General features: G+C 52.5%; 12 protein-coding genes and 2 pseudogenes. 5 read left to right on the top strand and 9 right to left on the bottom strand.

The window, feature by feature from the left end:
• Positions 1 to 632: 632 nt before the first annotated feature.
• The 7 genes from CYK47_RS12960 to CYK47_RS15640 all read right to left on the bottom strand — a co-directional run bounded on the left by CYK47_RS12960 (position 633) and on the right by CYK47_RS15640 (position 5459).
• Positions 633 to 1175 carry an AAA family ATPase gene (locus tag CYK47_RS12960; protein ID WP_000587837.1) on the bottom strand — a complete coding sequence of 181 codons (543 nt, stop codon included), beginning with the start codon at positions 1173 to 1175 and terminating at the stop codon, positions 633 to 635.
• 12 nt (positions 1176 to 1187) lie between these two features.
• Positions 1188 to 2048, bottom strand: coding sequence for an aminoglycoside N-acetyltransferase AAC(3)-IId (gene aac(3)-IId / locus CYK47_RS12955; RefSeq protein WP_000557454.1), 861 nt, complete (start codon positions 2046 to 2048; stop codon positions 1188 to 1190).
• A 210-nt stretch (positions 2049 to 2258) separates the two neighbouring features.
• Positions 2259 to 2963: an IS6-like element IS1008 family transposase gene (locus CYK47_RS12945; protein WP_001067790.1), complete on the bottom strand. Its 705-nt coding sequence runs from the start codon at positions 2961 to 2963 to the stop codon at positions 2259 to 2261.
• A gap of 104 nt (positions 2964 to 3067) precedes the next feature.
• A complete protein-coding gene (locus tag CYK47_RS12940) occupies positions 3068 to 3904 on the bottom strand; it encodes an aminoglycoside O-phosphotransferase APH(6)-Id (RefSeq protein ID WP_000480968.1) in 837 nt (278 codons plus the stop codon).
• Positions 3904 to 4707 (bottom strand): aminoglycoside O-phosphotransferase APH(3'')-Ib, encoded by an 804-nt coding sequence (aph(3'')-Ib, locus tag CYK47_RS12935; protein WP_001082319.1) that lies wholly within the window; start codon positions 4705 to 4707, stop codon positions 3904 to 3906. Before aph(3'')-Ib ends, CYK47_RS12940 begins: the two co-directional genes overlap by 1 nt.
• A 65-nt stretch (positions 4708 to 4772) precedes the next feature.
• Positions 4773 to 5315: a recombinase family protein gene (locus tag CYK47_RS12930; RefSeq protein WP_002047003.1), complete on the bottom strand. Its 543-nt coding sequence runs from the start codon at positions 5313 to 5315 to the stop codon at positions 4773 to 4775.
• A gap of 45 nt (positions 5316 to 5360) precedes the next feature.
• The gene (locus tag CYK47_RS15640) at positions 5361 to 5459 is read right to left on the bottom strand and encodes an ATP-binding protein (RefSeq protein WP_286206922.1); all 99 of its coding nucleotides are present in this window, start codon (positions 5457 to 5459) and stop codon (positions 5361 to 5363) included.
• Between CYK47_RS15640 and CYK47_RS12920 the strand changes: the two are divergent.
• From CYK47_RS12920 to CYK47_RS12910, 3 genes and pseudogenes are all read left to right on the top strand, one after another.
• Positions 5445 to 6539, top strand: a pseudogene (locus tag CYK47_RS12920) (Tn3 family transposase); the annotation flags it as partial. The gene CYK47_RS15640 and the pseudogene CYK47_RS12920 overlap by 15 nt on opposite strands.
• 53 nt (positions 6540 to 6592) lie before the next feature.
• Positions 6593 to 6727 (top strand): phenol hydroxylase subunit, encoded by a 135-nt coding sequence (locus tag CYK47_RS15830; RefSeq protein ID WP_223231885.1) that lies wholly within the window; start codon positions 6593 to 6595, stop codon positions 6725 to 6727.
• A 37-nt stretch (positions 6728 to 6764) separates the two neighbouring features.
• Positions 6765 to 7154, top strand: coding sequence for a ferritin family protein (locus tag CYK47_RS12910; protein ID WP_252150285.1), 390 nt, complete (start codon positions 6765 to 6767; stop codon positions 7152 to 7154).
• A gap of 292 nt (positions 7155 to 7446) precedes the next feature.
• On the opposite strand, the gene CYK47_RS12900 is transcribed toward CYK47_RS12910, so the two are convergent.
• Positions 7447 to 8537 (bottom strand): IS4-like element ISAba1 family transposase gene (locus CYK47_RS12900; RefSeq protein WP_085940648.1). Its coding sequence is split into 2 segments (ribosomal slippage): positions 7447 to 7997 and positions 7997 to 8537, totalling 1092 coding nucleotides; the frame shifts between segments, so codons are not numbered across the junction.
• A gap of 89 nt (positions 8538 to 8626) precedes the next feature.
• On the opposite strand from CYK47_RS12900, the gene sul2 reads away from it, so the two are divergent.
• The gene (gene sul2, locus CYK47_RS12895) at positions 8627 to 9442 is read left to right on the top strand and encodes a sulfonamide-resistant dihydropteroate synthase Sul2 (RefSeq protein ID WP_001043260.1); all 816 of its coding nucleotides are present in this window, start codon (positions 8627 to 8629) and stop codon (positions 9440 to 9442) included.
• An 86-nt stretch (positions 9443 to 9528) separates the two neighbouring features.
• Complete coding sequence (locus CYK47_RS12890; RefSeq protein WP_000251875.1) at positions 9529 to 9831, top strand: phosphoglucosamine mutase; 303 nt, start codon at positions 9529 to 9531, stop codon at positions 9829 to 9831.
• Positions 9832 to 10006: 175 nt separating this feature from the next.
• Here the strand turns inward: CYK47_RS12890 and CYK47_RS12880 are convergent.
• Positions 10007 to 10837, bottom strand: a pseudogene (locus CYK47_RS12880) (IS91-like element ISCR2 family transposase); the annotation flags it as partial.
• Positions 10838 to 10846 lie beyond the last annotated feature (9 nt).

The following is a 10846-nucleotide window of genomic DNA, read 5'->3' as shown; positions in this document are numbered from 1 at the left end:
AGTACCAGCGTACGGCCCACAGAATGATGTCACGCTGAAAATGCCGGCCTTTGAATGGGTTCATGTGCAGCTCCATCAGCAAAAGGGGATGATAAGTTTATCACCACCGACTATTTGCAACAGTGCCAAGATAAGCTATGCAAGGCTTTAGGAGACGTGGTTTTTCAGGATGACGAAGAACGATTCGGCGCTAGGTGCAACATAGGTGCATCGCACGAGCGCTAGGAACGGCGAAAAAAGGCGGACGTGGCGAAATCGGTAGACGCAGCAGACTTTAAAATTGGAGTGCCCGCGGGGAAATCCGCGGAGTAGAACCGCTCAAAGTCGGGGAACGCTAACGGGCAATACCCTAAGCCAATCCCGAGCCAAGCCCCTTCGGGGGAAGGTGTAGAGACTGGACGGGCGGCGCCTAAAGCCTTCGGGCAATGGCGAAGGGACAGTCCAGACCACGAACGTCATCAGACGGCGGCGAAAGTCGAGGTGGTACGAAAATCTGCTTCTCTGTGAGAGTACGGGTTCGAGTCCCGTCGTCCGCACCACAAAGCCAAACATCCCTGCGATGATCGACCTCTGGGCGTTTGGTCGTGAGCCCGCCACCCTCGCGCTACGCTTTGCGCAGGCGTCGAAGGCGATCAGGTGCGCCCATCGATTCCGTCGAGCACCATCGCTGCGAGTTCATCGCTGGTGTGTGCACCACTATCGAGAACACGGGTTGTGCATGGAAGCCGTTCCCTTGCGGCCAAGCATCGGGCGACATTCGCTAATCGCCACTCTCGAATCTCCGCATTTCGATTCGGGTCAGGATGCATGGTCTGGTTCGCGATCCGGTGACGCAATAGGTCCTCGTTGAGCGTCAGAAAGATGTGCAGCAGCTGATCGTCGATCCGCCTTACCCCGTCGAGTATCTCAGTCAGATAGTCCGGGTGCACGAGCGTCATTGGGATGATGATGTCCTGCGAGTAATTCCTTCGAATCTCCCTGACCGCCGCGATCGTAAGTCCCCTCCACAAGGGGAGATCCTGATAGTCTCCGCTCGCTGGCATGGGGACCGTTTCTTTCACCACGAACCCGATTTCCTCGGGGTCAAAGATCAGCGATTTGGAACGCCGATCGCGCAGCCGCTTAGCGAGCGTCGTCTTTCCGGCGCCGAAAGGTCCGTTGATCCAGATTATCATTGTCGACGGCCTCTAACCTGAAGGCTCGCAAGAGCGCTCGACGGCCTCGTGCGGAGGCACGATCGGAGTGGTTCCGAAATGCTTCTCAAGATAGGTGACGCCGAACGTCACGATGTCCTGCGCGTCGAACAGGTAGCACTGAGCAAAGCCCACGACACCTTCTCGATGGCGACCGAGCTTCACGTAAGCATTTGCTATAGTTTCAACCGCATCCGGCTTTCCTTCGATAGCAAAGCAATCGAGAATGCCGTTTGAATCGTAATCCGATGCCGTTTTCCAGGCGACTTCACCGTCTCTTCCAAGCATCGGCATCTCATACGTCACCCACCGTTTGTTGGGGATATCGGCAACCGCCTCGGCGTAGTGCAATGCGGTAACGGAGTTTAGCGGCGCACCCAACAGCAGGGCCTTCCCGCCAAGGCGAACGAACCGCTCGACGGGCGATCCTTCCCCCAAGGCGTGACCGAGTTCGTGAGGCTCCGTCAGCGTTTCAGCCAGCGGACCAACCGCGACCATCGATGCATCGGGGTGCGCGCTGCGCCGCGCGCCGGGGGCTTGAACCAGAAATTGATTCAGCAGGCCGAACCCACGGTAAGTCCCGGCTGTTGCGGGATCGAACGGCAGCCAGGTACGGCGGGCTTCGTCATCCAGCCGAGCGCCATTCAGAGTCTCCTCGTAGGGTGATCGGTCCCACGACGCGTATCCCATCACAGTGCCAGTCGGCCCAACCGCGGAGCGTAACGCGGCAACGACCGTCTCCGCTCCTCCTTCGACCGGACCAATCGCTTTAAGTGAGGCATGCACCATCAAGAGGTCACCGGTTTGGACTCCGAGTTTTTGAAGCGCCTCCGTTATTGCCTTCCGCGTATGCATCGCGATATCTCCTCTAAACTGCAAAACACTATACCTATCGAGATATCACTCTACTATACCTATCGAGATTCTCATCGTTTTCCAATGTATTTACCCAAAAATAATTTATCAAATGTGGATTTTCTTCGTTATTTTTTTCTAACAGATAAAGGACAAACGGCACTGTTGCAAATAGAGATTTTAGTCGATGAAGTTCCTTTTTAAAAGTGCTTAGAGACCGAAAACCCTGTTGATTAGACACACTTCACCTTGAGGCTGACCATAATAAAATGACGATGCTTGTCCTTTACGTAGTGCACGCATGACTTCAATACCTTTAATTGTGGCATAAGCCGTCTTCATAGATTTGAATCCTAATGTGGCCCTGATGATCCGCTTTAACTTACCATGATCACATTCAATGACATTATTTTTATACTTAATCTGCCTGTGCTCAATATCTACTGGACATTTTCCTTCTCGCTTTAACCGTGATAAAGCATGGCCATAGGTCGCTGCTTTATCTGTATTGATGACCCGTGGAATTTGCCATTTTTTCACCGTATTGAAGATTTTTCCTAAAAAACAATAGGCTGATTTACTGTTCCGTCTAGCGGAAAGGTAAAAGTCAATCGTATGACCACGTTGATCAACTGCACGATACAGGTAAGTCCATCGCCCCTTCACTTTGATATAAGTCTCATCCATATGCCATGAATGTAAATCTGTAGGATTACGCCAATACCAGCGTAAGCGTTTTTCCATTTCTGGAGCATAACGCTGAACCCAACGATAAATTGTGGTGTGGTCAACATTCACACCCCGTTCAGCGAGCATTTCTTGAAGTTCACGATAGCTGATGCCATATTTACAATACCAACGAACAGCCCAAAGAATGATTTCACCTTGAAAGTGCCGACCATGGAAGGGATTCATCTGCTGTATCTCGAAATAAATAAGATATTTAGCTTATCATGTCAGCCTATTTGCAACAGTGCCGATTGATGTGTTCCCAGGGGATAGGAGAAGTCGCTTGATATCTAGTATGACGTCTGTCGCACCTGCTTGATCGCGGCCGCGATAGCTAGATCGCGTTGCTCCTCTTCTCCATCCGCGTTCCAAGCTGCGGAAAGGCACCCATAAGCGTACGCCTGGTCGAGCAGGCGACGCGGATCGACGTCCAGCGCACGAGAGAATGCGTCCGCCATCTGTGCAATGCGTCTAGGATCGAGACAAAGGTCGTCTCTGTCAGCCGGATCGTAGAACATATTGGCGGCGCCAAAGCCCACTTCACCGACCAGACCGACGGGATCTATCACCAGCCAGCCGCGACTGGAGAACATGATGTTTTCATGATGCAGATCGCCATGTAGCCCACGCAGTTCCGAGGCATTGCTCATCATTTGATCGGCTATAATCGCCGCGTGGACGTAGTCAGTTTGACAACCTGCGTTTTGATCATCGCGCGCCCGCTGAAACAAAGCTGCAAAGCGATCCCGGATCGGGAGAAGGGCAGAAGGCAGGGGTTCCTCAGATGCGGCATACAGCTTCGCCATTAGTTCCGCTGCAATTTCGGTCGCCTGGTAGTCGCCGTGCTCGGCAACGATGTGAGAGAGCATTCGCTCCCCGGCATATTCGAGCAACATCAGATTGTTCTCACGACCGAGCAACCGGACTGCTCCCCTCCCATTGCGCCATACCAGATAGTCGGCCCCGCGCAGTTCATCAGCAATGTCTTCTATAGGTTTCAATCCCTTGACGATTGCAGGAGTCCCGTCTGGCAATGAAACTTTCCAAACGAGGCTGGAAAAGGTGTCCGCAATGAGAACAGGTTGCGAAACGTGCCAATGAGCAGGAAAAACAGGCGGCATGAACATCAACCCCAAGTCAGAGGGTCCAATCGCAGATAGAAGGCAAGGCGTTCGCGGTCGGGGGCTTCGATCCCCAATACATTGAATAGGACAGCGAAGGCGCGCTCTGCTTCATCTGGCGCTGCCCAGTTCTCTTCGGCGTTAGCAATCATGAGTGCCAAATCGGCATAGCGATCTGCTGTTCCGAGCCGCCCAAGGTCGATCAGACCCGTGCATTGAAGAGTTTTAGGGTCCACCATGAAGTTCGGCATGCAGGGATCACCATGGCAAACAACCATATCGGTGCGCTCTTGGTCGAGCCGCACCGGTAGCTCTCGTTCGACACGAGCCAAAAGATCGAGCTGCGGCGTACTCTTGTCCTCGTCCGGTAAGAAGTCGGGATTGACGGCATTGCGGGACACCACATCAACGGCGCGTCCGAACATTCGCGACAGCCTGCGCTCAAACGGACATTGATCAACCGATAGGCTGTGAACAGCGCCAAGTTGCTGCCCCATTGACGGCCACGCTTTGAGCAAATCCGCTCCAGACAGATCAGCCGCCGGTACTCCCGGAATTGCCGTTATCACCAAGCATGCACCCTCCTGTTCCTCCTGCCAGTTGATCACCTCGGGGCAAGCCACACCTCGACCTTTGAGCCAAATGAGGCGGTCACGCTCTCCAGCGAGCTCACCGCGGCGGGAAGCAGGTGCGATTTTCGCGAAGGCATGCCCGTCACCACGTCGAAAAACAAAATCACCAGATTCTCCGCCTCTGACAGGCAACCAGTCAGAATGCGATTCACCAAAAAAAATATTAGTTCGATTCAATGGAGGTTCCTTCAGTTTTCTGATGAAGCGCGGAGGTGGCTCAACCTGCGAAAAGAAACGAGTTGCTACGTAAGTCCGAGAACATGCTTTCCATGGTCTCTGAGCTCGCCTTTGGGACCGACATATCGGTAGAGAGTGACGCGCTCGATGCCGAGTTCCTTGCAGAGATCGGAAACTGAAGTATCGCGCTGGGCCATGGCGGCTTGCGCGAGACGCACCTGAGCTTTGGTGAGCGCGAATTTTCGTCCGCCCTTGCGACCGCGCGCTCTCGCGGAGGCGAGACCCGCCATGGTGCGCTCTCGGATCAGATCCCGCTCGAACTCGGCCAAGGTGGCGAAGATTCCGAACACCATGCGACCGGACGCAGTCGTGGTGTCGATCTGAGCGCCCTTTCCAGTCAGAACCCGCAGGCCGATCTTGCGGTCTGACAGCTCCTTCACCGTGTTGACCAGATGGGCAAGCGATCGTCCGAGGCGATCGAGCTTCCAGACCACCAGCACATCGCCGTCACGCAATGACTTGAGGCAGGCAGTCAAGCCAGGGCGATCATCACGACCGCCGGAAGCAAGATCATCATAGATATTGTCCCGTTCGATGTCAATGGCCATTATTTTTGACCCACTTTTGGCCAATAAAATTGACCCACCTGTTGTTTACTGACAGGCCGTTTTTTGCCTCAATCGGTAGCTTTCGCCACCGAGCATAAAGATGTTGGAATGGTGAATAACGCGGTCAATGATCGGGATGGCCACGTTGTCATGGTGGAAGGGATCAACCTCGGCTTGCGCAAAATGGCGGATGCGACAAACACCCACACCTTCTGGGAATTGATCCGCATTGGACGGTGGCATGTCGAGGGCGAAGCCTATGACCGGGCGCTGGCCATGGTGGTCGAGGCACAGGCAGCGTTACCCATGGCCCGGTTCTGGGGCATGGGCACGTCGGCTTCGAGCGACGGACAGTTCTTCGTCGCTACAGAGCAAGGTGAGGCCATGAACCTGGTCAACGCGAAATATGGCAATACCCCGGGCCTGAAAGCCTATAGCCACGTCTCCGACCAATATGCGCCGTTCGCAACCCAGGTGATTCCTGCAACGGCAAGCGAAGCGCCTTACATCCTCGATGGCCTGCTGATGAACGATGCTGGACGCCATATCCGCGAGCAGTTCACCGACACGGGCGGCTTCACCGATCACGTCTTTGCCGCATGTGCCATTCTCGGCTACCGGTTCGCTCCGCGCATCCGCGACCTGCCATCCAAACGGCTCTACGCGTTCAATCCGTCGGCCGCCCCGGCGCACCTGCGAGCGTTGATCGGCGGAAAGGTCAACCAAGCCATGATCGAGCGCAATTGGCCCGACATCCTGCGCATCGCCGCCACCATTGCTGCCGGGACCGTCGCGCCAAGCCAGATTCTGCGGAAACTCGCCTCCTATCCGCGGCAGAACGAGCTCGCGACAGCCCTGCGGGAAGTCGGTCGCGTCGAGCGCACCCTGTTCATGATCGACTGGATTCTGGATGCCGAACTCCAACGGCGTGCCCAGATCGGGCTCAACAAAGGCGAAGCTCATCATGCGCTGAAGCGGGCAATCAGCTTCCACCGCCGCGGTGAAATCCGCGACCGTTCCGCCGAAGGCCAGCATTACCGCATCGCCGGCATGAATCTGCTCGCCGCCATCATCATCTTCTGGAACACCATGAAGCTCGGCGAGGTCGTTGCAAACCAGAAACGCGATGGAAAGCTGCTATCGCCCGATCTCTTGGCCCATGTTTCGCCGCTCGGATGGGAACACATCAATCTCACCGGAGAATATCGCTGGCCAAAGCCTTAGCGTAGGATTCCGCCCCCTCCCGCAAACGACCCCATCCAGAGTTAGCTGTAGAAATGATTATGCCAGTCAAGGCTTTTGAAGAATTCTGCGCACACCATCAAGTACAGCACCTAAGTACGGATGATTTTGCAAAGATTGAATATGACCGCATGAAGTGGCGATTTGGACAGGCCGGTATTAGAGAATAAAAACTCTAGTCTTTATTAAAAAATCAGGAAGATTTATATGCAAATTGATATTAAAACATCTTCAGTTAAGCCTTTAAGAAATACTTATGCTTATATTGAAAAAAGATTTGGTGATAAACCAGCTTCACGTTATCAAGAAGCGACCTACGATATTCAGGAAGAAATTAATTTTCATTACAAACCTTTATGGCAGCCTGAATTTGATCTTTACGATAAGGGCCGTACTGTAATCCAAATGAAAGATTGGTACGTGCTTAAAGATCCTCGTCAATTTTATTATGGGGCTTATACCCAAACTCGAGCTAAACAACAAGAGATTTTAGAAAGTAATTTTGCGCTTGTTGAAAAACACGATTTATTAAGAAATATTTCTGAAGAAATTCTAAACAAAGTAACGAAATTACTACTCCCACTTTATTGTAAATAAGACATTTTTATCTTTTATATTCAATGGCTTATTTTCCTGCTAATTGGTAATACCATGAAAAATACCATGCTCAGAAAAGGCTTAACAATATTTTGAAAAATTGCCTACTGAGCGCTGCCGCACAGCTCCATAGGCCGCTTTCCTGGCTTTGCTTCCAGATGTATGCTCTTCTGCTCCTGCAGCTAATGGATCACCGCAAACAGGTTACTCGCCTGGGGATTCCCTTTCGACCCGAGCATCCGTATGAGACTCATGCTCGATTATTATTATTATACTCTGTACACGACAAATTTCACAGAACCCTTATCCTATCAGGATTCTGCTTTCTTAAAATTGCCAAAATTTCCTTAAACTCTTCTTTTTTCCCAAAACCAATTAAACGCTGAATCGCCATTTGAACATAGTCTAAACCATAGCGAAATAAACTCATTGAGAGTCGTCCATGCTTCTTTATTTTTATCGCTTTTTTTTGATTATGTTGCCATTCACCCGTTAAGTAACACCAACAGAAGCTTATAGCTAACACCGCAATCAATTTTTTCACTCGTCTAGGATCTGTCAAGCGCGTATTTTCAAGATTAAACCCGCGTCCTTTGAGACAACTGAATAAGGTTTCAATTTCCCAGCGTAATGCATAATCCTGAATAGCATTGGCATTAAACTGAGGAGAAACGACGAGTAAAAGCTCTCCATTTTCTAACTGTAGTGCACTTATATATAGTTTCACCCGACCAACCAAAATCCGTCGTTTACGACATTCAATTTGACCAACTTTAAGATGGCGAAATAAATCACTAATTTTATGATTCTTTCCTAAATGATTGGTGACAATGAAGTTTTTTTAACACGAATGCAGAAGTTGATGTCTTGTTCAATTAACCATGTAAACCACTGCTCACCGATAAACTCTCTGTCTGCGAACACATTCACAATACGGTCTTTACCAAAAATGGCTATAAAGCGTTGAATCAAAGCAATACGCTCTTTCGTATCTGAATTTCCACGTTTATTAAGCAATGTCCAAAGGATAGGTATCGCTATTCCACGATAAACGATTGCGAGCATCAGGATATTAATATTTCGTTTTCCCCATTTCCAATTGGTTCTATCTAAAGTCAGTTGCACTTGGTCGAATGAAAACATATTGAAAATCAACTGAGAAATTTGACGATAATCAAAATACTGACCTGCAAAGAAGCGCTGCATACGTCGATAAAATGATTGTGGTAAACACTTGATGGGCAAGGCTTTAGATGCAGAAGAAAGATTACATGTTTGCTTTAAAATAATCACAAGCATGATGAGCGCAAAGCACTTTAAATGTGACTTGTTCCATTTTAGAGATTTGTTTAAGATAAGATATAACTCATTGAGATGTGTCATAGTATTCGTCGTTAGAAAACAATTATTGTGACATTATTTCAATGAGTTATCTATTTTTGTCGTGTACAGAGATTATTATAGAAGCCCCCATGAATAAATCGCTCATCATTTTCGGCATCGTCAACATAACCTCGGACAGTTTCTCCGATGGAGGCCGGTATCTGGCGCCAGACGCAGCCATTGCGCAGGCGCGTAAGCTGATGGCCGAGGGGGCAGATGTGATCGACCTCGGTCCGGCATCCAGCAATCCCGACGCCGCGCCTGTTTCGTCCGACACAGAAATCGCGCGTATCGCGCCGGTGCTGGACGCGCTCAAGGCAGATGGCATTCCCGTCTCGCTCGACAGTTATCAACCCGCGACGCAAGCCTATGCCTTGTCGCGTGGTGTGGCCTATCTCAATGATATTCGCGGTTTTCCAGACGCTGCGTTCTATCCGCAATTGGCGAAATCATCTGCCAAACTCGTCGTTATGCATTCGGTGCAAGACGGGCAGGCAGATCGGCGCGAGGCACCCGCTGGCGACATCATGGATCACATTGCGGCGTTCTTTGACGCGCGCATCGCGGCGCTGACGGGTGCCGGTATCAAACGCAACCGCCTTGTCCTTGATCCCGGCATGGGGTTTTTTCTGGGGGCTGCTCCCGAAACCTCGCTCTCGGTGCTGGCGCGGTTCGATGAATTGCGGCTGCGCTTCGATTTGCCGGTGCTTCTGTCTGTTTCGCGCAAATCCTTTCTGCGCGCGCTCACAGGCCGTGGTCCGGGGGATGTCGGGGCCGCGACACTCGCTGCAGAGCTTGCCGCCGCCGCAGGTGGAGCTGACTTCATCCGCACACACGAGCCGCGCCCCTTGCGCGACGGGCTGGCGGTATTGGCGGCGCTGAAAGAAACCGCAAGAATTCGTTAACTGCACATTCGGGATATTTCTCTATATTCGCGGTTCAGCAGGCATGTCCCCTTTGAGGGCGACCCGACGACAGGATAATCGACCTTATGGTGCGCAAATATTTCGGCACAGACGGTATTCGTGGCAAAGCCAACGAAGGCGCGATGACGGCGGAAACCGCCTTGCGCGTCGGCATGGCGGCTGGCCGTGTCTTTCGTCGCGGTGACCACCGCCATCGTGTCGTGATCGGCAAGGATACGCGCCTGTCGGGCTATATGCTTGAACCCGCGCTCACAGCCGGTTTCACCTCGATGGGCATGGACGTATTCCTTTTTGGCCCGCTGCCGACAACGTATAGGAAGAATAAACGCCCTTTTCACCCAAGTCCAACAGCTTTGGACCGCAGTTGACTCTTTCGACACCCCTGCGATGCAACCCAATCCGGCTGACGGGGAGCCAGCAACGCTGAAAATTTACCCTCCTCTTTCCCACTAGCGGCTCCTTTTCCGACAACCAGCACGGCGGATCCCTGCCGCGGCGCTGTGAACGCAGCATTTTGATTGGTATCGTTGGCCTTCAGGCTCGTCAGTCAAACAGACCCAGGAGCAGCTCAGCCGGTGGCGCCCGGCTTTCGGGTAACGCCCTGGTCCCGCTGGTTTCGGCTTTGTGCTTCAGGTGATCAAGGATCTGCTTGATCACTATAGGGTCTTCAATGCAGGCGATGACTTTCATGGCGCCGCCGCAGCCGCTGCAGGTCTCGATGTCGATATTGAAAACACGCTTGAGCCGTTGCGCCCATGTCATCGACGCTCGCCGTTGTGCTGGTGTTGCCGGTTCATCAGCCACCCTGACCTTGTTGCCCCTGCCCCGTTTTGCCGGCGTGACCAACGCCCGGTGCCGACTGTTGGGTGCGAACACCCCGTGGAAGCGGGTTAGGTTGACTCTGGGCTTCGGTACCAGGGCGGCCAGCCTTGCAATGAAATCCAATGGTTCGAAAATGACGTGCGTGGTGCCGTCCCGGTACGGCGTCTTGAGCTGGTAGCGCACGTTGCCGCCTCGTGTTAACGACAGCCGCTTCTCGGATACCGCCGGGCGGCTGATGTACCGGCACAGCCGTTCGAGCTTCTTGCGTTCATCGGCCCTGGCCGCCACGCCGGCGTGCAGGCTGGACCCGGCTACCTTGCCAATCCCGTCACCGAACGGATCACCACTGGTCGGCAGAGTTTGCAAAGTGAACACCTTTCGCCCCGCCTGTGAACCGACAGCGATACGGTAAGTGATCGAGTGCCCCAGCAGGGGTGTCATCGGGTCGTCATCCACCGCATCCGAGGCCAGATAGCTGTTTTCGACATCCCGTTCCAGCAGGCCTTGCCGTTCCAGATAGCGACCCACCCGGTGGGCGATGGTGTGCGTCAGCGGCACTGT

The sequence above is a fragment of the Acinetobacter sp. B51(2017) genome, assembly GCF_003711395.1.
Classification (GTDB): domain Bacteria; phylum Pseudomonadota; class Gammaproteobacteria; order Pseudomonadales; family Moraxellaceae; genus Acinetobacter.
The sequence above is the reverse complement of the archived record's forward strand: the minus strand, read 5'-3'. Positions and strand labels throughout refer to the sequence as shown.

What these genes read in the sequence shown, in the direction of transcription:
- CYK47_RS12960 (WP_000587837.1), bottom strand. Translation starts at nt 1,175, where the DNA reads ATGATAATCTGGATCAACGGACCTTTCGGCGCCGGAAAGACGACGCTC.
- CYK47_RS12945 (WP_001067790.1), bottom strand. Translation starts at nt 2,963, where the DNA reads ATGAATCCCTTCCATGGTCGGCACTTTCAAGGTGAAATCATTCTTTGG.
- CYK47_RS12940 (WP_000480968.1), bottom strand. Translation starts at nt 3,904, where the DNA reads ATGTTCATGCCGCCTGTTTTTCCTGCTCATTGGCACGTTTCGCAACCT.
- CYK47_RS12930 (WP_002047003.1), bottom strand. Translation starts at nt 5,315, where the DNA reads ATGGCCATTGACATCGAACGGGACAATATCTATGATGATCTTGCTTCC.
- CYK47_RS15830 (WP_223231885.1), top strand. Translation starts at nt 6,593, where the DNA reads ATGATTATGCCAGTCAAGGCTTTTGAAGAATTCTGCGCACACCATCAA.
- CYK47_RS12910 (WP_252150285.1), top strand. Translation starts at nt 6,765, where the DNA reads ATGCAAATTGATATTAAAACATCTTCAGTTAAGCCTTTAAGAAATACT.
- sul2 (WP_001043260.1), top strand. Translation starts at nt 8,627, where the DNA reads ATGAATAAATCGCTCATCATTTTCGGCATCGTCAACATAACCTCGGAC.
- CYK47_RS12890 (WP_000251875.1), top strand. Translation starts at nt 9,529, where the DNA reads ATGGTGCGCAAATATTTCGGCACAGACGGTATTCGTGGCAAAGCCAAC.